This window comes from Phaeovulum sp., assembly GCF_047638075.1.
In the GTDB taxonomy this organism is placed as follows: Bacteria; Pseudomonadota; Alphaproteobacteria; order Rhodobacterales; family Rhodobacteraceae; genus UBA6197.
The window spans coordinates 1-22,090 of record NZ_JBLJBV010000046.1 but is presented as its reverse complement, the minus strand read 5'-3'; the positions used below and the strand labels follow the sequence as shown (position 1 = coordinate 22,090).

At 60.8% G+C, this 22,090-nt stretch carries 21 protein-coding genes; 10 read left to right on the top strand and 11 right to left on the bottom strand.

All coding sequences use genetic code 11. The annotated features are described in order from the left end of the window. The first annotated feature begins 132 nt into the window (after positions 1-132). Together ACM62R_RS07235 and ACM62R_RS07230 are read left to right on the top strand one after the other, a co-directional pair. The gene (locus tag ACM62R_RS07235) at positions 133-1,092 is read left to right on the top strand and encodes an FAD/NAD(P)-binding oxidoreductase (protein WP_415183385.1); all 960 of its coding nucleotides are present in this window, start codon (positions 133-135) and stop codon (positions 1,090-1,092) included. Between the two features lie 10 nt (positions 1,093-1,102). Beyond that, positions 1,103-1,459 carry a DUF5368 domain-containing protein gene (locus ACM62R_RS07230; RefSeq protein ID WP_415183384.1) on the top strand — a complete coding sequence of 119 codons (357 nt, stop codon included), beginning with the start codon at positions 1,103-1,105 and terminating at the stop codon, positions 1,457-1,459. A 47-nt stretch (positions 1,460-1,506) separates the two neighbouring features. On the opposite strand, the gene ACM62R_RS07225 is transcribed toward ACM62R_RS07230, so the two are convergent. The 3 genes from ACM62R_RS07225 to ACM62R_RS07215 all read right to left on the bottom strand — a co-directional run bounded on the left by ACM62R_RS07225 (position 1,507) and on the right by ACM62R_RS07215 (position 4,486). Next, a complete protein-coding gene (locus ACM62R_RS07225) occupies positions 1,507-2,763 on the bottom strand; it encodes a NifU family protein (RefSeq protein WP_415183383.1) in 1,257 nt (418 codons plus the stop codon). Beyond that, entirely contained in the window at positions 2,756-3,955 is a 1,200-nt protein-coding gene (locus ACM62R_RS07220) for a P-loop NTPase (protein ID WP_415183382.1), read from the bottom strand. The genes ACM62R_RS07225 and ACM62R_RS07220 overlap by 8 nt, the downstream gene beginning before the upstream one ends. Before the next feature lie 90 nt (positions 3,956-4,045). Then, entirely contained in the window at positions 4,046-4,486 is a 441-nt protein-coding gene (locus ACM62R_RS07215; protein WP_415183381.1) for a cyclic nucleotide-binding/CBS domain-containing protein, read from the bottom strand. A gap of 326 nt (positions 4,487-4,812) precedes the next feature. Between ACM62R_RS07215 and ftsH the strand changes: the two genes are divergently transcribed. The 4 genes from ftsH (at position 4,813) to ACM62R_RS07195 (ending at position 11,638) form a co-directional block, all read left to right on the top strand. Then, the gene (ftsH, locus tag ACM62R_RS07210; protein WP_415183380.1) at positions 4,813-6,666 is read left to right on the top strand and encodes an ATP-dependent zinc metalloprotease FtsH; all 1,854 of its coding nucleotides are present in this window, start codon (positions 4,813-4,815) and stop codon (positions 6,664-6,666) included. A 118-nt stretch (positions 6,667-6,784) separates the two neighbouring features. Next, positions 6,785-7,792 (top strand): HlyD family secretion protein, encoded by a 1,008-nt coding sequence (locus tag ACM62R_RS07205; RefSeq protein WP_415183379.1) that lies wholly within the window; start codon positions 6,785-6,787, stop codon positions 7,790-7,792. A gap of 3 nt (positions 7,793-7,795) precedes the next feature. Next, positions 7,796-10,513 carry a ribosome-associated ATPase/putative transporter RbbA gene (gene rbbA / locus ACM62R_RS07200; RefSeq protein WP_415183378.1) on the top strand — a complete coding sequence of 906 codons (2,718 nt, stop codon included), beginning with the start codon at positions 7,796-7,798 and terminating at the stop codon, positions 10,511-10,513. Positions 10,514-10,516: 3 nt separating this feature from the next. Next, positions 10,517-11,638 carry an ABC transporter permease gene (locus ACM62R_RS07195; RefSeq protein ID WP_415183377.1) on the top strand — a complete coding sequence of 374 codons (1,122 nt, stop codon included), beginning with the start codon at positions 10,517-10,519 and terminating at the stop codon, positions 11,636-11,638. On the opposite strand, the gene ACM62R_RS07190 is transcribed toward ACM62R_RS07195, so the two are convergent. Both ACM62R_RS07190 and ACM62R_RS07185 read right to left on the bottom strand, forming a co-directional pair. Next, positions 11,635-12,159 carry a toxin-activating lysine-acyltransferase gene (locus tag ACM62R_RS07190; protein WP_415183376.1) on the bottom strand — a complete coding sequence of 175 codons (525 nt, stop codon included), beginning with the start codon at positions 12,157-12,159 and terminating at the stop codon, positions 11,635-11,637. The genes ACM62R_RS07195 and ACM62R_RS07190 overlap by 4 nt on opposite strands. Next, a complete protein-coding gene (locus ACM62R_RS07185) occupies positions 12,156-13,115 on the bottom strand; it encodes a Hint domain-containing protein (protein WP_415183375.1) in 960 nt (319 codons plus the stop codon). The genes ACM62R_RS07190 and ACM62R_RS07185 overlap by 4 nt, the downstream gene beginning before the upstream one ends. Positions 13,116-13,318: 203 nt before the next feature. Here ACM62R_RS07185 and ACM62R_RS07180 point away from each other — a divergent pair, with 203 nt between their 5' ends. Beyond that, positions 13,319-13,984: an FAD-binding oxidoreductase gene (locus ACM62R_RS07180; protein WP_415183374.1), complete on the top strand. Its 666-nt coding sequence runs from the start codon at positions 13,319-13,321 to the stop codon at positions 13,982-13,984. A gap of 47 nt (positions 13,985-14,031) precedes the next feature. Here ACM62R_RS07180 and ACM62R_RS07175 read toward each other — a convergent pair whose 3' ends face one another. The 6 genes from ACM62R_RS07175 to ACM62R_RS07150 all read right to left on the bottom strand — a co-directional run bounded on the left by ACM62R_RS07175 (position 14,032) and on the right by ACM62R_RS07150 (position 19,834). Continuing rightward, positions 14,032-15,351: an acetamidase/formamidase family protein gene (locus ACM62R_RS07175; RefSeq protein ID WP_415183373.1), complete on the bottom strand. Its 1,320-nt coding sequence runs from the start codon at positions 15,349-15,351 to the stop codon at positions 14,032-14,034. An 80-nt stretch (positions 15,352-15,431) separates the two neighbouring features. Then, on the bottom strand, positions 15,432-15,830 hold the full coding sequence (locus ACM62R_RS07170; RefSeq protein ID WP_415183372.1) for a DUF2177 family protein: 399 nt from the start codon (positions 15,828-15,830) through the stop codon (positions 15,432-15,434). A gap of 84 nt (positions 15,831-15,914) precedes the next feature. Further along, positions 15,915-16,652 (bottom strand): SDR family NAD(P)-dependent oxidoreductase, encoded by a 738-nt coding sequence (locus tag ACM62R_RS07165; RefSeq protein ID WP_415183371.1) that lies wholly within the window; start codon positions 16,650-16,652, stop codon positions 15,915-15,917. Next, a complete protein-coding gene (locus tag ACM62R_RS07160) occupies positions 16,645-17,802 on the bottom strand; it encodes a class I SAM-dependent methyltransferase (protein ID WP_415183370.1) in 1,158 nt (385 codons plus the stop codon). Before ACM62R_RS07160 ends, ACM62R_RS07165 begins: the two co-directional genes overlap by 8 nt. Further along, positions 17,802-18,557 carry a DUF1365 domain-containing protein gene (locus ACM62R_RS07155; protein ID WP_415183369.1) on the bottom strand — a complete coding sequence of 252 codons (756 nt, stop codon included), beginning with the start codon at positions 18,555-18,557 and terminating at the stop codon, positions 17,802-17,804. The genes ACM62R_RS07160 and ACM62R_RS07155 overlap by 1 nt, the downstream gene beginning before the upstream one ends. After that, the gene (locus ACM62R_RS07150) at positions 18,554-19,834 is read right to left on the bottom strand and encodes an NAD(P)/FAD-dependent oxidoreductase (RefSeq protein ID WP_415183368.1); all 1,281 of its coding nucleotides are present in this window, start codon (positions 19,832-19,834) and stop codon (positions 18,554-18,556) included. The genes ACM62R_RS07155 and ACM62R_RS07150 overlap by 4 nt, the downstream gene beginning before the upstream one ends. 231 nt (positions 19,835-20,065) lie before the next feature. On the opposite strand from ACM62R_RS07150, the gene ACM62R_RS07145 reads away from it, so the two are divergent. The 3 genes from ACM62R_RS07145 to ACM62R_RS07135 all read left to right on the top strand — a co-directional run bounded on the left by ACM62R_RS07145 (position 20,066) and on the right by ACM62R_RS07135 (position 22,004). Continuing rightward, a complete protein-coding gene (locus ACM62R_RS07145) occupies positions 20,066-20,581 on the top strand; it encodes a sigma-70 family RNA polymerase sigma factor (RefSeq protein WP_415183367.1) in 516 nt (171 codons plus the stop codon). Position 20,582: 1 nt separating this feature from the next. After that, entirely contained in the window at positions 20,583-21,218 is a 636-nt protein-coding gene (locus ACM62R_RS07140; protein ID WP_415183366.1) for a ChrR family anti-sigma-E factor, read from the top strand. A 198-nt stretch (positions 21,219-21,416) separates the two neighbouring features. After that, complete coding sequence (locus ACM62R_RS07135; RefSeq protein WP_415183365.1) at positions 21,417-22,004, top strand: UbiX family flavin prenyltransferase; 588 nt, start codon at positions 21,417-21,419, stop codon at positions 22,002-22,004. The last annotated feature ends 86 nt before the right edge of the window (positions 22,005-22,090 follow it).

Here is a 22,090-nt window from a genome sequence, read left to right as displayed (position 1 = left end):
TTCCCCCATTGTTCTTATAAAAGCCCAAATATGCAGCTTCGGGCCAGCTAGGCCTACACCGTCTCGAAAACCGCCGATTGGCTGCCCAAGGGCGTCACCCTGATCCCCGAGGCGGCGGCGGCCATCGACCCGGTGGCAAAGAAGGTTGAAACCGCAGGCGGGCAAAGCCTGAGCTATGACTTTTTGATCGTCGCCCCCGGTCTGGTGCTGGATCATGACGCGATCGAGGGGTTTTCGCTGGATCTGGTGGGCACCAACGGCATTGGCGCGCTATATGCCGGGCCGGATTATGCCGCGCGTACCTGGACTGCGGCGCAGAAATTCACCCAAGAGGGCGGCGTTGGCCTGATGACCCGCCCCGCGACCGAGATGAAATGCGCCGGCGCACCGCTGAAACACGCCTTCCTGATAGACGATATCGCCAGCCGGACCGTTGGCCGGGGCAAGTTTGAAATGACCTATGCCGCGCACGATGGCGCCCTGTTCGGGGTGCCGATCGTGTCTGAAAAGGTGCGGATGCTGTTTGGTGACCGTGGTATTGCGCCCGTCTACAACCATGTGCTGAAGGCGATTGACCCGGGCAAACGCATCGCCACCTTCACCACCCCCGATGGTGATACGGAATTGGGCTATGACTATATCCATATCGTGCCGCCACAGCGCGCGCCCGATGTCATCCGCCAGTCTGGCCTGTCCTGGGCCGACAAATGGGTTGATCAGGGCTGGGTCGAATGTGACATGAAAACCCTGCGCCATCTGCGCCACCCCGAAGTCTTTGCGCTTGGCGATGTGGCGGGCGTGCCAAAGGGCAAAACCGCCGCCTCGGTCAAATGGCAGGTGCCGGTGGTCGAGGATCATCTGATCGCCGCCATTATGGGCCGCGAGGGAACCGAAATCTATGACGGTTACACCTCGTGCCCGCTGATCACCCGTGTTGGTCGCGCGATGCTGGTCGAGTTTGATTACCACAACAACCTGACCCCCTCGTTTCCCGGCATCATCGCGCCGCTGGAAGAGCTGTGGATCAGCTGGCTGATGAAAGAGGTGGCGCTGAAAGCCACCTACAACGCGATGCTGCGCGGCAAAGCCTGAGGAGGGCGACATGAAGGATTTGACCTTTGAAACCCTGTGGGCCGTGTTCGAGGAAATCTTTGGGCGCGGGCTGTTTTGGGCCCTGGTGGCGGCTGCCGTTCTGGTGACGGTGGCCTATGTCTATGTGCTGATCCGGGATCGGGCGGTGTCGATGCGGAAATTCCTGTTGGCGCAGCTTTCAATGCCGTTTGGTGCGGTTGGGGCGGTGTTGTTCGTGCAGACGATGACCCATTCGGGGTTCAGCGATATTGGCGGGCCTATCGACGTGATCGTGCTTTTGGGGGTTGCAGCAATGGGGGCAATCGGCATCGCCATTCTGGCCTATACCGCACAGTCGCTGGTCCACCCCCCGCAAGACGAGGATTAAGGTCTGGCATCGGCGCCCCCCGGTATTTTTGCGCCGGGGGGGCAGCACTATGACGCCTTGATTGGCCATTCCCCTGCAAGGCTTTCTGCCAACTGTCGCTGGTGAAAGCTCAGGTCGGATTCATCGGGCCGCGGGCCACGGCCCAAGGCGCGGGCCAGCGCGAAAAACCCTTGGCCGGGCTGTTTTGCAGACCCCCGGCCCACCACGCGCGCGGCAATGAACGGGCGGTTGGCGCCCCTGTCTTCGTGCATCGTCGTTTCCAGCGCGCCGGTAACCTTGCGGATCGAGCCGGGGGCATACATGCCAAGGCCCCGCGCCAATGCGCCATAGGTGATTGGCAGCTTTTCCGGCGCCAATGCCTCCAGATAGCGGCGGACACGTTTGGGTAGCGTGCTGTTTTTGATCTCGGCGGCCGATAGCGCGCGGGGGGGCGGTATTTCGCGCGCGCTGCCATCGGGCAGCACCTCGGCCGCCCAGGCGCGCGTCGCGCTGCGCACCGTCACGCGGGTTTTTTCAGAGGCGGAATCGGGTGCTTTTTCACTGGTAATCACGATGTCACCCCGCGCCAGCCCCGCCTCCAATGCGTCCGCGTCCAGCCCCAGCTTTGGGGCCAGATAATCGGGGTCGATGATCATCTGCCCCTCTTCCCAGCCAATCGCCTCCGGCGGAACCGGCCGCGAAAACGAGGGGCTCTGCCCCGGTTCGCCCCGGTAAAAGGGGTTTGTGCCGGTCGCGTGGTCGGTCACATCAACGATTTCACGGATTGCGGGCAAGGCCGCGCGCAGCATCGTTTCAACCCCGTTTCTAAGCGTCATCGCTGAGGCCGCGCAGCCCTGACAGCCCCCGGACATGCGCAGATAAACGGTGCCGCCCTCAACGCCTTCGGCGGTGATGCGGCCGCCATGGCTGGCGATGGCGGGGTTTGCCTTGTTGTCCAGCAGTTCGGTCACCGCCGCCAAAAGGGCCTCGTCACTGCCCTCGGCGGGCGCGGTCGTGGACGCCATGCCCAACGGGTGGTCGGTGCTGTCCAGAACCAGGCGGATCGCGGCCGCAATCGGTGCTTTCAGGGCCTGCCAATCGCTTTCAGGCGCGCGCGTGACAAGGATCGTCGCGTCAGAGACCTGCACCTTGCGCACACCCTCAATGGCAAACAGCGCCTGCGCCAAGGGGGCGTCACCCGCCCCGCTGTCAAACCCCGCCGATTGCCCCGCCTGTACGGCGGCGTCCAGAATGAAGCGCATCGTTTGCGGATCGCGCGGCGATGCCTGCGCCTGGATGCGCCGGGGGGTGGTGGTTTCAGACATCCTCGGCCTCGGCGGTTTCAATCTCGCGCAGGGCGGGGAAGGTGTAGATGCCTGAATGGTGGCCATCGCTGAACGCCACGCCAATCGCATAGTTGCCCACGCTCCAGATCCGGGTCGGCGCAACATCCAGCGGCACGGCGGCGGGGTTCAGGATCCGCTTGCCGGTCATCTCATCGCGGCAGGCCGCACAACGGCACGACAGGCGCAGATCGCGCGGGTCGATCTTTTGCAGCCGATCCCCTGACCAAAGGACGCTTAGCCCGGTGGCGTCATAATCCAGCGCCAAGGGCCGCTCGGAGGTGACGCCCGGCGCGGGGGTTGCGGGCGTGGGCCGGCCGATACCTTCCGTGATGTGCCAGTCAAACGGCACCGGTAGCCCGCTGGCCTGCCCCAGATCCCCCATCAGCGCATCGGCTATGGCACCATAAGCCTTGGCGGCGGGGCTGTCGGGGGCGGTAATCACCACCGGTACCCCACTATCGCCGCTGTCCACAATCGAGGGGTCCAGCGGCACCGCGCCCAGAAACGGCACACCCAGGCTTTCAGCGATATTGCGGCCGCCGCCCTGATGGAAAATATGCGTGACCTCACCGCATGAAGGGCAGGTAAAGCCGCTCATATTCTCAACAATGCCAAGGATCGGCACCTTCACCTGTTCCAGCATCCGCAGACCGCGCCGCGCGATCTTCAGGCTGACGTCCTGCGGCGTGCTGACCACGACCGCGCCGGTCAACGGAAACGTTTGCGCCAGCGTCAATTGCGTGTCGCCCGTGCCCGGCGGCAGGTCCAGAAACAGCACATCCAACTGCCCCCAGTTTACTTGCGTCACGAACATCTGCAGGTATTTCGTCACCATCGGGCCGCGCAGCACGGCGGGCTTGTCATCGCCGGTCAGCATGCCCATGGAAATCACCTTGACGCCATGCGCCTCGGCGGGGGTCACCTTTTTGTCGGGCGACATGGCGGGGGGCTGATTGCCCGGAATACCCAGCATGCCCGGGATCGAGGGGCCATAAAGGTCGGCATCAACCAGGCCGACGCGCAACCCCCGCTGCGCCAGCATCACGGCAAGGTTGGCTGTCACCGTGGACTTGCCAACCCCGCCCTTGCCGCTGCTGATGGCGATAAGGCGGCCAAGATGCGCCAGTGGCCCGGCTGAGGGGCCTGCGGATTGCGGGTTGCGGGTGGTCACGGGGTCAACTCCTGTTATTTCAACGCGGCTTTCGGGGATAGGTGTTACCTTTTGGCCGCTGATACAAGGTGGCCACCCGGCTTCTGGCTTTTAGCGGTAGCCAATATTCATCACATAATCGCGTAACAGCTCTTCTTCCTGGCGCACCTCTTGCAGCAAAAGTTGAAGCGCATCGCGCGCATTCAAAACGCCAATCGGCAGACCCGAGGCATCGACAACCGGAAGGTTCTTGAACCCGCGGGTTTTCATCGCGGTCCAGGCGTCATGAAGCCAATGCTCGGCGCGGGCCGAAGTCACATCGCGCGTCATCGCGTTGGCCACAGGGGCGGTGCAGTTTGCGCCGACGCAGCGCCCGGTCTGGCGCACCACGTCGGTCTTGGTCACTACCCCGGCCAACCGGCCGTCAGCCTCGCAGACCAGCACCAAATCACAGGCGCCATCAAGAACCCGGGCCGCCTGCAATAGGGTGGCGCTGACGTCGATGCAAACCATCCGATCGCGGGCCTTTGGCAAAAGTCGTTCTACTAGCATGACGTCGCCCCTTTTATGTGCCCTGCCGGCAGGCCATACCCCACGCAGCAAGCAAGCGTTTCTATGCAAGATCAGCGTATCGGGATTGTTGATACTTTGGTCGGGGGAACATTATGTCTCATATGATCCCTCTGGTGCTGCATGCTACACCCTCTACTGACACAGGTTTCATCACACGGGCGAACATATCAAACACTAATCGGCATTTCAAATACCAATTAAGCGCAATCCCTTTGAATAAGATTATGCAAGACCAAAAAGCGGCCCTTTGCAAGGGGCTTGACGGCGCCTAGCATGTGATGACCCCCTTAGACGCAGGAAATGAGATGAACCGCAAAGCTCAGATCAATATATGGTATGTTTTCATCGCCATCATGGGCGTATTTCTGCTGCGTGATCTATGGGTCCAAAGCCAGACCATCGAGGCCATTCCCTACAGTCAGTTCGAATCCTACCTGGATAAGGGCGTGATCAAGGACGCGACCATCGGTGCCAATACTATTCGCGGAACGTTCACCGAACCGCAGGACGGCAAGACGGGGTTTGTCACCACGCCAGTCGCCCCCGAACTATCAAAGCAACTGAATGACGCGGGGATTACCTATACCGGGGCGGTTGAAAACACCTGGTTCACAACGCTGCTGTCGTGGGTGCTGCCGATGCTGCTGTTCGTCGGCATCTGGATGTTCCTGATCCGCCGGATGGCCGACAAACAGGGCATGGGCGGGTTCATGTCCGTCGGCAAAAGCAAGGCCAAGATCTATGTCGAAAGCGATACCAAGGTCACGTTCGAGGATGTCGCGGGCGTGGATGAGGCCAAGGCCGAATTGCAAGAGGTCATCGACTTTCTAAAGAACCCGCGGGAATATGGCAGCCTTGGCGCGCGGATGCCGAAGGGTATTTTGCTGGTCGGTCCGCCGGGCACCGGCAAGACCTTGTTGGCGCGCGCGGTCGCAGGCCAGGCAGAGGTGCCGTTCTTTTCCATTTCCGGCTCTGAATTTGTCGAAATGTTCGTCGGTGTTGGCGCGGCCCGCGTGCGCGATCTGTTTGAACAGGCCCGCAAATCTGCCCCGGCCATCATCTTTATCGACGAATTGGACGCGCTTGGCCGCGCGCGCAACGCCGGCACGATGCACGGTAGCAATGATGAACGCGAGCAGACGCTGAACCAGCTATTGTCCGAACTGGACGGGTTCGACCCGTCAGAGGGTGTCGTTTTGCTGGCCGCGACCAACCGGCCCGAAATTCTGGACCCGGCCCTTTTGCGGGCGGGCCGGTTTGACCGTCAGGTGCTGGTCGACCGCCCTGACCGCGCCGGGCGGGTGCAGATATTAAAGGTCCATATCAAAAAGGTGGCACTGGCCAAGGATGTGGATCTGGATCAGGTGGCCGCCATTACCACCGGCTTTTCGGGGGCGGACCTTGCCAATCTGGTCAATGAGGCGGCGCTTTTGGCGACAAGGCGCCGCGCCTCTGCGGTGGCGATGGAAGATTTCAACAACGCGATCCTGCGCATCGTCGCCGGGCTGGAAAAGCGCAACCGCCTGATCAACCCGAAAGAGCGCAAGATCGTCGCGTTTCACGAAATGGGGCATGCGCTTGTCAGTATGGCCCTGCCGGGGGTCGATACGGTGCACAAAGTCTCGATCATTCCGCGCGGGGTCGGGGCGTTGGGCTATACGATCCAGCGCCCGACCGAGGACCGCTTTTTGATGACGGAAAGCGAACTTCGCGACAAGATCGCGGTGCTGATGGGTGGGCGCGCGGCCGAGCAGCTGGCCTTTGGCCATGTGTCCACGGGCGCCGCAGATGACCTTGCCCGCGCAACCGATATCGCGCGATCCATGGTGGCGCGTTACGGGATGGATGCCAATCTGGGAAGCGTCAGCTATGACAGCGACAGGCCCGGCTTTTTGGGGGACACCACGCCCCGCTATCTGGAGCGCAGCTATAGCGAGGCCACGGCCGAGGCGATGGACACCGCCGTGCGCTGCATCCTGCACGAGGTTTCAAACGAGGCGCTGGCAATCCTGACCGCCAACCGCGACATCCTTGAGCGCAGCGCCGCCCGGTTGCTGGACCTTGAGACATTGGACGCAACGGCCCTGCGTGAGGTGGCCACAGGGCTGCGCCACCCCGACAAACCCGCGCCCGCGCCCACACCGGCGGTGAACCGCTGAAACGACTGGGTTGCAGGGTCTTTCACCCCCATTCTTGACCCTGATCAATACGCCCGGGCCAAGATAGTGTCACTGATGCGCGGCCTATTCATTTACGTCCGCCGTATGGAGCTATTGAATGAAATATATTCGCCCCTTGGTGACAGCTATTGTGCTATTGGCTGCCATTGCCGCAATCGGCTGGTACGTCTGGGATCAAAAGACAGGCACCCTGCCGGAAGGTTTTGCCACCGGTAATGGCCGGATCGAGGCCGACCAGATCGACATTGCCACCAGAATGCCCGGACGCGTTGCCGAAATCCGCGCGAGCGAGGGTGAATTGGTGCAGCCCGGCCAAATCCTCGCCGTGATGGACACCCGCGAGCTGACCGCGCAGATGGCGCGCGCCAAGGCCGACGCCGCCCGTGCCACCAGCCAGGTCGCAGAGGTCCACGCCTTTATCGCGCAGCGCCGCGCCGAACAGCAACAGGCGGAGGATGAATTTACCCGCGCCAGCCAGTTGGCCGAACGGGGTGCCACCTCTCAATCGGTCGCGGACCAGAAACAGACCGCTCTGACCACCGCCAAGGCATCCCTGAATGCCGCCCTTGCCCAGCTAAGCACCGCCGAACGCGGGGTAGACGCGGCAAACGCGCTGGTCGCGCAATACGAGGCACAGATAGCCGACGCCACCCTGACCGCGCCGGTTCTGGGCCGCATCCTTTACCGTTTGGCGCAACCCGGCGAGGTTTTGGGCGGGGGCGGCAAGGTCATCACGCTGCTGGATCTATCGCAGGTCTATATGGAAATGTTCCTGCCCGCCGATCAGGCCATGCGCACCGGCCTTGGCGCCGAAGCGCGGATCAAACTTGACAGCATTCCCTATGCCATTCCCGCCTATGTCAGTTTTGTGTCGCCCGAGGCGCAGTTTACCCCCAAACAGGTGGAAACCGCCGCAGAGCGTGAAAAACTGATGTTCCGCGTCAAGGTGCGCCTGCCCGAAGAACTGGTCAGGGCCAATATTGAACAGGTCAAGACCGGGTTGCGGGGGGTTGCCTATATCCGCCTTGCGGGCGCCGAAGACCTGGCCTGGCCCCCCGAATTCGTGGGGCAACCGCTGCCTGCCGATGTGCCTGGGGGCAACTAAGCGATGGACAGCCCCGGCGTTGCCCATGTTGCGAAGCTGACACACCACTATGGCAAGGTTACCGCGCTGCGCGATGTAACGCTGGACCTGCCCGCGGGCCGGATGCTGGGCCTGATTGGGCCGGATGGCGTGGGCAAATCAACGCTGTTGGGCCTGTTGGCGGGCGCGCGCATCATCCAGTCCGGAACGGTTGAGGTGTTTGGCGGCGATATGCGCGCGCACCAGCACCGCAACGCGGTATTCAACCGCATCGCCTATATGCCGCAAGGGCTGGGCAAAAACCTCTACCAGGAACTAAGCGCGTTTGAGAACCTCGATTTTTTCGGCCGCCTGTTTGGCCATGACACTGCCGAACGGCGGCGGCGCATCGACCGGCTGGCACGGGCCACGGGGTTGGATCCGTTTCTCGACCGGCCCGCAGGCAAACTTTCTGGCGGCATGAAGCAAAAGCTGGGCCTGTGTTGCGCGTTGATCCATGACCCTGATTTTTTGATCCTGGATGAGCCGACAACCGGCGTTGACCCGCTGTCGCGTAATCAATTTTGGGATCTGCTTGATGAAATCCGCGAGGATCGCCCCTCAATGAGCGTGCTGGTTTCAACCGCCTATATGGAAGAGGCCGAACGCTTTGACTGGCTGGCGGCGATGGACGCGGGGCGAATTCTGGCAACCGGCACGCCCGATGCGCTACGCGCCCAAACCCAAACCGACACGCTGGAAGAAACGTTCGTGGCTTTGTTGCCCGCTGAAAAGCAGCGCCAATCCACCCCGATCGCGATGGGGGCGCTAGAGGCGCAGGCGGGCGGCCCGGCAATTGTCGCCAAGGGTCTAACCCGGCGGTTTGGCGACTTTACCGCCGTGCATGACGTAAGTTTTGAGATCCAGCGGGGTGAGATTTTCGGCTTTCTAGGCTCTAACGGCTGCGGCAAGACCACAACGATGAAGATGCTGACCGGCCTTTTGCCCCCGTCAGAGGGCGAGGCGTGGCTGTTTGGCCAAAAGGCAGACGCCCACAATATCGAAACCCGGCGGCGCGTTGGCTTCATGTCGCAGAGCTTTTCGCTTTATGGCGAACTGACCGTGCGTCAAAACCTTGATCTGCACGCGCGTCTGTTTCATCTGCCGCATAAGACGATCGCCCCCCGCATTGATGAATTGCTGGCCGATTTCGACCTTGGCCCCCATGCGGATGCCTTCGCCGCTGAACTGCCGCTTGGCCTGCGGCAACGGCTGTCGCTGGCCTGCGCGATCATCCATCGCCCGGACATGCTGATTTTGGATGAACCTACATCCGGCGTTGACCCGGTGGCGCGCGACGAGCTGTGGGATATGCTGGCGGCATTATCGCGCAACGATCATGTGACAATCTTCATCTCAACCCATTTCATGGACGAAGCGATGCGCTGCGACCGCATATCGCTGATGCATGCGGGTAAGGTGCTGGTCTATGACACGCCACAGAATCTGGCAAAAGAGGGTGGCTCGGGGTCGCTTAACGAAACCTTCATCCGCTATATCCAGGCCGCTATTGGCGAACCAGAACCCACCGCGCCGCTACGCGCGCTGACCACCGCACCGGCCGCGCGCCAACACAGCCCCGGCCTGACCCGCCTCTTGGCGGTCAGTCGCCGCGAGTCGCTTGAGGTGATGCGCGACCCGGTGCGGCTGGCCTTTGCGTTTTTGGGCAGCATGTTCATGATGCTGATGCTTGCCTATGGCATCTCGATGGATGTCACCGGGCTGAAATTTGCCGCCTTCGATCTGGACCGAACCCCCGAAAGCCGCGCCTATCTGGCAAATTTCACCGGCTCGACCTATTTCGACGAGGTGCCCGAAGTCGCCAGCGCCGAAGAATTGCAGCGCCGCATGGTTGCGGGCGAAATCATGCTGGCAATGGAAATTCCCGCAGGCTTTGGCCGCGCCGTTACCACCGGCCAGCCGACCAGCGTGGCGGCATGGATTGACGGGGCCGCCCCATCGCGTGCCGCAACGATCGAGGGCTATGTGCAAGGCGCGCATGGCGCCTTTTTGACCAGTCGCGCCACGGCGGCCGGCATGGCGGGCCTGGCGCGACCCACCATCAACATCGAACCACGTTACCGCTATAACCCCAGCTTTGAATCGCTGCCAGCCATCGTCCCGTCGGTGCCTGCAATCCTCTTGATGCTGTTTCCCGCCATTCTGATGGCGGTCAGCGTCAGCCGCGAACGCGAAATCGGCACCATTACCAATTTCTACGTCACCCCCACCAGCAAACTGGAATTTTTGCTGGGCAAGCAACTGCCCTACATTGCCATCGGATTTTTGAACTGGCTGATGCTGACCGGCATGGCGGTGTTTCTGTTTGGCGTGCCTTTGAAAGGCTCTGTGCTGGCGCTGTCGTTGGGGGCGGTGGCCTATGTGGCGGCGGCAACCGGGTTTGGCCTGATCATTGCGGTGTTCGTGCGCAGCCAGGTGGCGGCGGTCTTTGCAACATCGGTGCTGGTGATGATGCCGACGGTGCAGTTTTCGGGTCTGATACAGCCGGTTTCTACGCTTGAGGGGGCCGGGCGGATCTTGGGGCAGATGTGGCCCACCAACTATTTCATGCAAATGAGCGTGGGGGCCTTCAGCAAGGGGCTTGATCTTGCGCAGCTTGCCGCCAACATCGGGCTGCTGGCAATCTTTGCGCCGGTCTTTGTCACCGTGGCGGTCCTGTTCATGAAAAAGCAGGAGGCGTAGGCCATGCAGCGCATCGCCAATATCTTCTGGCTGATGATGAAAGAGTTCCGCACCCTGTGGCGCGAAGCAATTTTGCTGCTGCTGGTGCTGTATTCCTTTGGGCCGGGCCTTTATATCGAAAGCTCGGGGGCGGGCGACATGCTGAACAAGGCATCGGTCACCTTCGTGGACGAAGACCGATCCGCCCTCAGCCGCGCGCTGCAAACCGCCCTTTTGATGCCGCGCTACCTGCCCCCGCTACAGGCCAGCGCAGATCAGATCGACCGGATGATGGATTGGGGCGAGACGATTTTCGTGGTCGTGATCCCGGCAGGATTTGAGGCGGATGTGCGCGCCGGGCGCACACCGTCGTTGCAAATCAACATCGACGCCACAAAAACGACGGCCGCAGCCGTGGGCACCGGCTATCTGACCGCCACCTTCAACGAAGAGGTGATGCGTTTTGCCGCCGGTCAGAACATCGTTCAGGCGTCACCCATTGATCTGGTGTTGCGCCGGTCTTTCAACCCGGCCGGCAATGAGGTGTGGTTGCGGTCAATCGCGGCGCTGTTGAACTGGCTGTCGATGCTGGCCATTTCCCTGGCCGGTGCCGCGCTGATCCGCGAACGCGAACATGGCACCATCGAACATCTGCTGCTGATGCCCGTCACCGCAATCGAGATTGCTTTTTCCAAGATATTCGCCAATGCGCTGGTAATCTTTGTTGCCTTCGTGTTTTCCCTTTTCATCGTGGTCGAGGGCGCGCTGGAGGTGCCCTTTGCGGGGTCCGAAGGTTTGTTGCTGGCGGGCACTGCGGTCTATCTGTTCGCGGCCGCTGCCATCGGGGCGTTGCTTGGGATTCTTGCGCGAAGCATGGCGCAGTTTGCGCTGCTTTTGATGCTGTTGATGATGCCGATCATGATTCTGTCGGGGGGCATGACACCCGTTGAAAGCCAGCCGTTATGGCTGCAACCGATCACCTGGCTGCTACCTTCACGCCACTATATGGAGTTCGCCACCGCCATCACCTATCGCGGGGCCGATTTCAGCGTTGTCTGGCCCGAATTCCTGTGGACATTTCTGCTGGGGGCGGCGTTCCTTGCGGTTAGCCTGATCCTGTTTCGCAGGTCTGTCGCGGGGGGCTAAGTCGCGTCAGCGCCCTGAAAATCCTCATCCGACAGGATGCGCGCCTTATCGTCGGGGCGGCTGAAATCAACATGCACAATTCGCCTTGTCGTGCTGCCGGGGGTTACGCGGCGAAATCTGAATTCCTTATCGGTAATCTGCCCCGGCACCATCACCCAGCGCGAGATACTGGCCGTAAGCCCCCGATAAGGCGCGATGATGTCGATCAGCCAAAGCCGGTCGCCCGATTTCCAGTCCTGGGAGGCCAACACTTCACCCGCCACATATTTTTGCTCGGCCTCGGCGCTTAACCACGCCCAGGTCAAAAGGCCGCGCGGCACGCCGTCGAACCGGAAAATTCGATACTGGTTCAGTTCGATCGGCGGCTCAAACGCCGATCGCAGGTTTGCCACACTCATCCGCGCATGCCAGTGGCTGCGAAAGGCGAGGAACAGAAAATCGCCATAGACCCGCAACTTGGCCTCTGATGGTGCCTCGATCTGCGGTAGGGGTTTACCACTGTTGTCAACCAGCGTGGTCAATGCAAAAGCCTCGATCTTAGAACAACCGCCTCGGATGGGCGGACCGATGGGCGCGCAGAATACCCGAAACCCGCAGGGTTAGCCAATAGATCCGGGAAAATCGCCGTCAATTCGTCAAGAACGGCGGTGTTGAGTTCATCCAGAACGTAATCGCCGGGAAAGAAGCTTTCGGTTGGGGCGCCGTTGGTCATCATGATTTCGTGGCGGTCGAAAAGCACATGGAAATATTCGACATCGTCAATATCGCGGGCAACCCGAATATCAATGTCGTTCACCAGACTTTTCGCCGGAACCAGAATTTCCGGCGCGCCAAAATAAAGCTCCGCCTTCCACCCCGACAGCAATACCCGGTGTTGCGGTGACACGATCAGATCGCGCACGGGGCTATCCGGGCCCAGGGCCCCTTTGCCAATGCGTATCGGGCGCAGCGCCGGCGCGTGGTCCAGATCGCTGCGGCCCAGTTTACGCGACCCGATCCAGCGGATTGGCTGATAGCCAGAATCAAGCGTCAAGACCTGATCACCGGGTTCAAGTTCCTCAACCGCAACTTCGCCGTGCGCGGTTTTGATCAGCGTCCCGCGCTGCACACAGATCGCGATATTGATCTGGACCTTGTCGGGATCTGATTTGTTACCGCTGTAGCCGGTCACGGTGAAGCTAATAACCTGATCGGACCCCGATGCAATCACCGCCGCCTTATCTATGGTAAAGGTGAATTTGCCCGTCGTCGTGTTATAGCTGAGGCTGCCGTAGGCGGATGTATTAAGCGCTGTAAACGTGTATCCGTCCGATGCTTCGGGCCCGCCCACACCATCCAGATTGGTATCCAGATCGAAGTCACCCTCAACCGTCAGGTCGGCTAGGGAGGCGTCGAACGTCCAAGTGTCAAATCCGTCTTCTGAATTGGTAAAGTTCCCCGAAACCTCACTGATGTTTTCTTTATTATTAGAGCCCATAGTATCAAATACTCACAAGATCGCCCAAAATTCATCTGAAGTAATTGCTATCACATGTTTTTTGCGCACTCCAGTTGGCCTTTCGTTCATGTGGGCAGCCCCAGCGCGTTCGTGACGTGGCGTCATTACTGGGCCGCGTCTTTGGGTTGACTAGGCACTTCTAACGGCTAAGTTGTTTAAGAACGGATAACGAGGGGGTTTTCATGCCATATGAACTGACATTGAAACAGATCGAGCCGGTCACACCAGACACGCATCATCTGGTCTTTGAGCGGCCCGAAGGGTTTACCTACGCGCCAGGGCAGGGGGTAGAGCTGTTCGTGCTAAAAGACGGATGGGACGATAAGGGCAGGCCCTTTACGCCGGTGTCCCTGCCCGAAGAGCCGACACTGGAATTTGTGATCAAATCCTACCCCGACCGCAACGGCGTGACCAAACAGATCGGTGCCTTGCAGCCGGGGGACAAGGTGATGATGAAGGGCCCCTTTGGGGCGATTTCGGACAAGGGGCCGGGGGTGTTTATCGCGGGTGGCGCGGGCGTGACGCCGATGATCGCCATTTTGCGCAAACGCCTGCACGAACATGGCACGCTTCAGGGCTCAACGCTGGTGTTCGCCAACAAGACCGAGGCCGATATCATCTGGCGCAAGAAGTTTGAGGCGATGAAGGGGCTGACCACCGCCTTTGTCGTGGACGAGGCCGGCGCCAGCGTGCCGCAGCAACGCGTTGACGCAGATTACCTGCGCCAGTTCGTCGGCCCCGATAGCCGCTGCTATCTGTGCGGCCCGCCACCAATGATGAAGGCGGTTCGGGCAGCGCTGCATGATCTGGGCGTTACCGATGGCCAGATCATCGAAGAAAAATTCTAGGTTCGGGCCGGGCGCAATGCCCGGCACCGCCCTAGGCTGGCACAGGCTCAAAGCCCGTATTGTTCGCGCGCCAGATCGCCCAAACCAACGGCATCCAGCCTTGCCAGTGGCGCAAGGAAAGTGACCTGAATCACCCCCGGCGCGCGGCCAATCTCGATTGCGCCGTTGATCGTGGCGCGGTTGCGCACCTCTGGCACGGTCATGCCAAGCAGGGTTGCAGCGCGCGTCAGGCCGTTTTCAATGGCGTCGTTCATATTGGCGGCCGTGCCGATGACTGAAATTGGCGCGCAGACCTCAATCTCTTTCACGCCCCATTGCGCGGCCAGTCGCGCAGCCTTTGCCTTTTCCGCATCCGAAAACGGGCGCGCCATCGGCGGCAGATCCTCTGGCAGCGGAAACAGCACCGGCCCGTCGATCGAATAGCCCTTCTTTACCTCAACCTGAAGCGTGACACTGCCCGCCACATCCATCGTATGGCCGGCAATTTCGCCGTCGCCCTGCCCGGCGTGCATGTCGCCCATATAGATGCCCGCGCCTTTCACCTTGACCGGCGCCACCAGAATGGCCCCGGCGCGCACGGCGTCAATATCCATGTGGCCGTCGGTCTTGTGCTGGGCCAGCTGTTCGGCGGTAAGGGCATAGGGATGCGGCGCCCCTACCAGAAACGCGCCAAAATCGCCCGCGTTGTGGCTGTCTGGCATAGCGATCGAGGGACAGGTGCCCAACTGCCCCAGAAAGGGGCGCATCCTTACCATCACGCCGGGAATGTCCGAGGGCGCATAATGCAAGATTGAATGTTGCTGCGCCGCGTCGGGAAGGGCCGCGTAGTGGTCGGCATCCCCGGCGATCTTTTCAGCGGCGGCTTTCGGCAGGGTCAGGCCAACGCTGCGGGTTTCGTCAAAGGTGACGGTATAGCCGTGGACAATCTCAAAGGGTTTCACCGGATTGCCGCAGACATTGCACCTGACGCAATCCTGCCCCACGCCCTCAATATGGGTTTCGGGCCATAGCGCATCGCAGGTGGGGCAGCGCGCAGCGACGTAGGGGTCGCCCAGACAGAACCCCTCGGGCGAGCTGTCATGCCCGCTTGCCGTGGCAATCGAGGTCACGCTGATATCACGAATGCGGATCACCACCGCGTCACCGGGTTCCGCACCCGCCACCCAGACCGGCTGTGTCACCTCATGCCCGCCGCGCAGATGCGGGGTAATCATCGGCCCCCAGCAACCGGGCGCGGTATTGGCGATGATCGTGCCGCCGCTTTCAACCGGGCCTTGCATGGGGGCATCGGGGTCAAGAACGCTGTTGGTAAAGCCTTGCACGATAACACTACGCTGGGGGCTTTTTGCGGGGTCATCCTTGGGCATGTCGCTCTCCTTTGTTGGTCTATTCGACAGATTAGGCCATTTGGGGCGAATATCCAGCATTGCGGAACGCAGCCCCGGCGCTAACCAAAGGCGCGCACGATCATCACGCCCGCCCATGCCGAAACCCCGGTAAGAACGCCCCCCCAGGTCATATCAACCGCAACCTGCGTCATGCTCCAATCTGCCAGCGTGGCATAGTTGGTAAACTCATAAGTGCCATAGGCCATCAGGCCCAGCAGCACGCCGCCCACCAGTGCCGCCACCGGATCACCCGCGCGCAGCGCCGGAACAGACACGAACCACATCAACCCCACGACATACCCCAGATAGAACACCGCAGCAGGCCAGATCCGGAACGGGTCGGCAAACAGATGGGCGATATGACGATCAAACACCGGTTTGACCAAATAGCGCAGCCCGATGGCATCCAGCGCAAGGAAGATGATGGCGGTAACGGCATAAAGGATCACGGTTGTCATGAGGGTTGCCTTTCCAGGACGGACAGAACGATCACACGGGGGGTGGGTAGGCGACAGATGAAAGCCGCGGCGCCCGCGCCGCCCTTAACGTGACAAGCGGCGGGTCAGGGGTAGCGCGGCCCAATAGGGCAAGGCTGCAAGCAGCTTTAGCCCATAGGTCAGACGGCGCGGAAAATGCACCTCAAAGCGGCGCGTATTCAGCCCCTTGATGATGGCGCGGGCGGCATATTCAGGGGTGACCATTGCGGGCATGTGAAAATCATTGCGCTGCGTCAGCCGCGTATCCACAAAGCCCGGACAGATCAGCCGGACGTCGATACGCCCGGCCAACTCGGCGCGCAGCGACTGGGTCAGGTTGATCACACCGGCCTTGGTGGCCGAATAGATCTGCCCCTGCGGCAACCCGATATAGCCCGCAACCGAGCCGCAAAGCGCCAACTGGCCGCCCGCGCGCAGCAGCTTTGGCGCGATCCTGGCAATATGAAAACTGCCGGTCAGGTTGACCGAAACGATCTGCGCCACGCGGTCCGGGTCCTGGTCACTGATCCGCCCCGGATCATAAAGCGCGGCAAGATGCACGATCCGGTCCAAAGGGCCAATCGCTGCAATCTGCTCTGCTGCGGCGCGGATGGTATCAGGCTTTTCGATATCCAGCGGCACCGCAAGGTGGCCATCGCCAAGGCTCTTTATCAGATCATCCAACCGCTCTGCGCGCCGCGCAGACAGAATAAGGCGCGCGCCACGCCCGGCCCATTCCTGCGCCAGGGCCGCGCCGATACCGTCGCTGGCGCCGATGATCCAGATTGTCTGACGCTCAGGCATGGGTCAGCTCCACCTGGACGACATCCGTTTGCCCCACCGCAAAGCAGGCCGCGCTGGCCCCCAGATAAAAGCGCCAGTTCCGCAAGAACGCCTCATCATGGCCCAGTTTGCGAACCCGGCTGGATTGCGCCTGAAGCCGCTTTTCCCACAGGGTGCAGGTGCGCGCATAGTCGCGCCCAAAGGCGTGTGTGCCCCGCACCGCCAGCCCGGCCTTGCGGGCCTGATCGGATATCATCGCCTCGGACAGCAACATCCCGCCGGGAAAGGTGTAATGGCGAATATAGTCAGAGCTGCGTCGGTAAATATCAAAATAGGCGTCCGGCACTGTGATCGCCTGAATCATCGCCACGCCGCTTTTGGCCAAACGCGCCTTCAGGGTGGCAAAATAGGTCGGCCAGTAACGCTGCCCGACCGCCTCGATCATCTCAATCGAGACGATATTGTCAAACTGGCCGCTGCTTTCGCGATAGTCTTGCAGGCGAATTTCGGCGCGGCCATCCAGCCTTGCATCGGCATAGCCTTTCTGGCTGGGCGAAATGGTCAAACCGGTAACGTGGTGGCCCCTGTCTGCCGCGCGTTCGGCAAAGCCGCCCCAGCCACAGCCAATCTCCAACACGCGCTCGCTGTTTTTCAGCCGGTCCAGAATGCGGTCGTATTTGCGGTTTTGCGCGCGGCCAAGATCGTGATCGGCGCCGCTGAACATGGCGGCTGAATAGGTCATGCCCTCATCCAGCCAAAGCTGATAAAACTCGTTGCCCACATCATAATGCGCGCGGATATTGCGGCCGGCCCCCCGCCGGGAATTGGCGCGCATCAGATGGTTCACCACCCGGAACTTCAGATTGTGCCAGACCCCCGCATAGGCATAGGCGCCAAACTGATCAAAATTGCCCAGCCCGACGGCGACCAGATCTTCGATCGACGGTGTATCCCAAAGCCCGGCAACATAGGTTTCGCCCAGCCCGATACTGCCGCGGGCCGCAATCGCGCCAATGGCGGCCCAGTCATTGATCTGCATTTCAACCCCAGGGCCGGAGGCGCCAAAATCATGGACCTCGCCCTCGGGTGTGCGCAGCCGCAGATTGCCGGTCTGGATACCGGCACAGGTTTCCAGAAAATCTTTCTTCAGACGCTTGTCCAGAAACGACATCAGGTAATCTCCGAATTCGGGGGTTTGGGGTGGGCACGATAGCGCGCACCTTTCAGCCTAAGGCGCAGCGCCTGCCAATAAATCAGAATGATCGTGCGCAGCGCCCCGAACGGGCGGCGCAGACTGGCGCGCAGGATGCCAAGGTTTCGTAGCGGGGCGCGCGGGCCGGTCAGGGTGGCAACCACACCCTCTGTGCCGTTTCGGTGCAGAATGCGGATATTGATATGATCGGGCGTGATGGCAAAGGTGAATTCGTACCCCCCCGCGACATCCTGAAACGGTGAAACGTGCAAGGTTTTGGGCGTCGCTATCCGGGTGGCGGGGGTGATGGGCGCAAAATCAGGGTTCTTGCAAAGATAGGAATGGCGGTCCCTGAACGGGGTGGAAACCTCGGCTATCACGGCAATCAGGTTTTCGTCTTGCATCACCAGCCAGAAACTGACCGGGTTGAAGACATACCCCAAAAAGCGCGGCTGTGTCAGCAGACGCAGATGAACACGCCGATCCCCAAGCCCGTTCGCGGCCAATACCTCGCGCACCCACAACGCCCCGCGCCCGCCCCCAATAGGACCGCCGTGGTCAAGGTCATGCACCGCGATCAGGTTAAAGCGATTGCGCGAAAACAGCAGCGGCCCGGCAATCTGTGCTTCGGGGTCGATCAGCACATAGTCCACGCCATAGCTGAACCCGTGCCGGACCTGACCGCGCCGCTTATGGGATGTTACACCGGCGATATGTTCAGGGGCGTGGGTCATACTACTTGCCGCTCCAACAGCCTTTTGATGCGGGTGGCGCTGGCAAAGCCATCTTCGTGAAAGCCATGCCGCGTCCACGCCCCGGCAAACCAGGTGTTGTGTTGGCCCTGAATCGCGCCCAACAGATTTTGCGCAGCCAAGGCCCCCGCATCAAACACCGGGTGGCGAAAGGTCGTCTGATCATAAATCAGATGATCGGGCACCGGCCGCGAGGGGTTGAGGGATACGAACAACGGATCGTGATCAGGAATGTTCTGAAGCCGGTTCATCCAATAGGTCACGCCAATGGCTGTGTTTTCGCGGTTGGTATCGGCCTTGTAGATCCAGCTTGACCATACCGCACGGCGCCGTGGCATCTGTGCAATGTCGCGGTGCAACACCATCTCATTATCCTGAAACCGCACCGCAGCCAGCGCGGCACGTTCCTGAACCGTCGGCTGGGAAAGCAACCGCAACGACTGATCGGCGTGGCAGGCAAAGATGACGTGATCAAAGGGCCCCATCGGGCCGTCGGCACTCTCAAGCGTGCTTTGCGCGCCATTGCGGGTCACGTTTCGCACCGCTGTGCCTGTCTTGAGTGTCACCCCCTGCCCGCGCAGATGCTGTTCCAACCTGCGCACATATTCAACGCTGCCACCCTCGACCGTCCACCATTGATGATGACGCGAGGCGCTAAGCAAGGCGTGGTTGCGGAAAAATTGCAAAACGGCGCGGGCGGGAAACTGGCGGATGCGGTCCGGGGGGGTCGACCAGATCGCGCCACATAGCGGCATCAGATAATAGTGCTGGAACCAGGGCCCCAGCCGCATTTCATCCACCAACTCTCCAAGGGTCGCATTTTCATTCAGCGCCATTGCCTCGGCGCCGCTGTTAAAGCGCATGATATCGCGCACCATGCGGCCAAAACCCGGCCGCAACAGGTTGCGCCGCTGTGCCGTCAGCGCGCGCAGACTGCGCAGCGCATATTCGATCTGCCCGTCGTTGATCGACACGCCAAAGCTCATGTCGCTTTTTGAAACGGGCACATCCAGATCCATGAACATGCGGGTCAGGTGCGGATAATTGGCATAGTTGAAAACGATGAACCCGGTATCTACGGGCTGATCACCCCGCACCCCGGCCATCACGGTACGCGCATGCCCCCCCAGCCGCGGCGCGGCCTCAAACAGCGTAACCGCGTGATGCGGCGCCAAAAGATAGGCCGCCGCCATCCCTGAAATCCCACCGCCAATAATGGCGATGCGCTGCGGGAGGATGGGAAAGTTGACCAGGGTCATCTGAAATCCGTTCTGCTTTTTTCGGTATGTTTACGCATCGGCGGGCCAACCGGATCAAAAATTGATCCAAACCTTCTGCGGTCGCGTAAAGGATTTATGTTTGCAGCAACTCATCAGATCGAACATACAAAGATGCGCGGCGCTGCCGTGCCTCATTGTGATGTTCAGTTGAAGGGCAAATCCAAGGTGCCACCCCCACCAAGCGCCGCGATTTCACTACAGACCACTTGGATGCTTGCGATTCGTGACCAACGCGACCGCGATGCCTTTGCACGGCTTTACGACCATTTCGCGCCGCGGCTGAAAGGGTTCATCATCCGATCCGGGGCGCCGGGCGCGCAGGCCGAAGACATCGTTCAGGATGTCATGTTGACGGTCTGGCGCAAGGCGGAACTGTTTGACCCGCACCGCGCGCAGGTTTCCGCCTGGATCTATCAGATCGCCCGCAACCGGCAAATTGACATCGCGCGCAAGGAACGCCGCCCGATCCCCGATGAATTGACCGAGGAACCGGACTGCGAACCCGATGCAAGCCAGATCATTGCTGTCGAACAGGAAACCCGCAAACTTGAACAGGCCTTGGCACAATTGAAACCCGACCAACGCGACATTGTAGAACGCGCCTACCTGGGCGAACTGACGCATCAGGAAATCAGCACGATGACGGGGCTGCCGCTTGGCACGATCAAATCGCGCATCCGGCTGGGGCTGGAACGATTGAGGCACGAATTGAAGGGGATGCGCTAGGATGTCCACCATAACCCACCACGCACCTGATGCCCTGCTTGCAGCTTATGCCAGCGGCAACCTGCCCCATTCCTTCGCGTTGGTCATCGCCGCGCATGTGTCGCTCTGCCCTGAATGCCGCGTCGCGCTGGCGGCTCATCAGGCCGTTGGCGGCACGGTCCTGAACGCCTCGGCGCCGGTTGATCTGTCCGAGGGTCTCAAATCCCGTGTTCTGGCCCAGCTTGACGCGCCGCAAGGCCCCGAACCCACCTATCAACGTTCAAGCATTTTCCCCGGCAGCATCATGGCGGCACTGAAGGGCAAGCCGCCACGCTGGAAATCGCTGGGCATGGGCGTGCGTCAAAGCCTTTTGTCGGCTGACAAGAGCGGCTCTGCGCGGCTGCTTTACATTCCGCCCGGCCGCGCTGTGCCCGATCACAGCCACAACGGGTTAGAGCTGACACTGGTGCTGCAAGGCAGTTTCAGCGACGCCACCGGCACCTTTGGCGTAGGCGATCTGGAGGTTGCTGACGAAGATCTGGACCATCAGCCAATTGCTGATCCCGGCCGCCCCTGCATCTGTCTGGCCGCCACCGACGCGCCGCTGCGGTTCAACGCCTTCCTGCCACGTCTTTTGCAGCCGTTGTTCGGTATCTGACAGGGCCGGGGTTGCAGGTGTGTTTACAAACTTCGGACATCCGCAAAATCACAACATGATCGCACTCGCCGGCCGAATACGCAGGCCAGGATGGCGCGCATAGCCGGTGAAAGATGACCCGGCAAAATGGCGCGGGCGGTTGACGCCGGGGCGAACATCTAGAACATGGGCGCAATACGAAGAGTGGTTCAACAGCGAATGAATATGACCCCAGAACACCCCCCGCGCCTCATTATCGGCATCAGCGGTGCCTCCGGCGCAATTTACGGGGCGCGCGCGCTGGAACATCTGCGCAGGCTTGGCGTGGAAACCCATCTGGTGATCACCCGCTCGGCGTATCTGACGATTGCGCAGGAATTGAACATGCGCCCCGCCGATCTGGAAGAAAAGGCCAGCGTCGTTCACAACGCCAAGGACATTGGTGCCTCTATCGCCAGCGGGTCGTTTCAAACGCTTGGCATGTTGATTGCGCCCTGTTCGGTGCGCACCATGTCTGAAATTGCCACCGGGGCCACATCGACCCTGATCAGCCGGGCCGCGGATGTGGTCTTGAAGGAAAGGCGGCGGCTGGTGTTGTTGCTGCGCGAAACGCCGCTGCATCTGGGCCACTTGCGCACGATGACCTCTGTCACCGAAATGGGCGCCATCATCATGCCGCCGGTGCCCGCCTTTTACACCAAACCCGCGACAATCGACGACATGGTAGACTATACCGTCGGCCGCGCGCTGGATCTGTTCGGGTTGGATATAGGCGGCATGCCGCGCTGGCAGGGCATCAGCGAATAGCGGTAAAGGCATGACCCGTGATTTAAGCCGGGGCAAAACGCGATACTTGCATTATAACGGCTAAAATTGCAAAGCGCGCTTTGCGA

Excerpts from the sequence above, each read along its gene's own strand:
- ACM62R_RS07215 (WP_415183381.1), bottom strand. The coding sequence starts at position 4,486 with ATGCTAGTAGAACGACTTTTGCCAAAGGCCCGCGATCGGATGGTTTGC.
- ACM62R_RS07195 (WP_415183377.1), top strand. The coding sequence starts at position 10,517 with ATGCAGCGCATCGCCAATATCTTCTGGCTGATGATGAAAGAGTTCCGC.
- ACM62R_RS07230 (WP_415183384.1), top strand. The coding sequence starts at position 1,103 with ATGAAGGATTTGACCTTTGAAACCCTGTGGGCCGTGTTCGAGGAAATC.
- ACM62R_RS07135 (WP_415183365.1), top strand. The coding sequence starts at position 21,417 with ATGAATATGACCCCAGAACACCCCCCGCGCCTCATTATCGGCATCAGC.
- ACM62R_RS07165 (WP_415183371.1), bottom strand. The coding sequence starts at position 16,652 with ATGCCTGAGCGTCAGACAATCTGGATCATCGGCGCCAGCGACGGTATC.
- ACM62R_RS07155 (WP_415183369.1), bottom strand. The coding sequence starts at position 18,557 with ATGACCCACGCCCCTGAACATATCGCCGGTGTAACATCCCATAAGCGG.
- ACM62R_RS07205 (WP_415183379.1), top strand. The coding sequence starts at position 6,785 with ATGAAATATATTCGCCCCTTGGTGACAGCTATTGTGCTATTGGCTGCC.
- ACM62R_RS07175 (WP_415183373.1), bottom strand. The coding sequence starts at position 15,351 with ATGCCCAAGGATGACCCCGCAAAAAGCCCCCAGCGTAGTGTTATCGTG.
- ftsH (WP_415183380.1), top strand. The coding sequence starts at position 4,813 with ATGAACCGCAAAGCTCAGATCAATATATGGTATGTTTTCATCGCCATC.
- ACM62R_RS07185 (WP_415183375.1), bottom strand. The coding sequence starts at position 13,115 with ATGGGCTCTAATAATAAAGAAAACATCAGTGAGGTTTCGGGGAACTTT.
- ACM62R_RS07225 (WP_415183383.1), bottom strand. The coding sequence starts at position 2,763 with ATGTCTGAAACCACCACCCCCCGGCGCATCCAGGCGCAGGCATCGCCG.
- ACM62R_RS07140 (WP_415183366.1), top strand. The coding sequence starts at position 20,583 with ATGTCCACCATAACCCACCACGCACCTGATGCCCTGCTTGCAGCTTAT.
- ACM62R_RS07150 (WP_415183368.1), bottom strand. The coding sequence starts at position 19,834 with ATGACCCTGGTCAACTTTCCCATCCTCCCGCAGCGCATCGCCATTATT.
- ACM62R_RS07160 (WP_415183370.1), bottom strand. The coding sequence starts at position 17,802 with ATGTCGTTTCTGGACAAGCGTCTGAAGAAAGATTTTCTGGAAACCTGT.
- ACM62R_RS07145 (WP_415183367.1), top strand. The coding sequence starts at position 20,066 with ATGCTTGCGATTCGTGACCAACGCGACCGCGATGCCTTTGCACGGCTT.
- ACM62R_RS07180 (WP_415183374.1), top strand. The coding sequence starts at position 13,319 with ATGCCATATGAACTGACATTGAAACAGATCGAGCCGGTCACACCAGAC.
- rbbA (WP_415183378.1), top strand. The coding sequence starts at position 7,796 with ATGGACAGCCCCGGCGTTGCCCATGTTGCGAAGCTGACACACCACTAT.
- ACM62R_RS07170 (WP_415183372.1), bottom strand. The coding sequence starts at position 15,830 with ATGACAACCGTGATCCTTTATGCCGTTACCGCCATCATCTTCCTTGCG.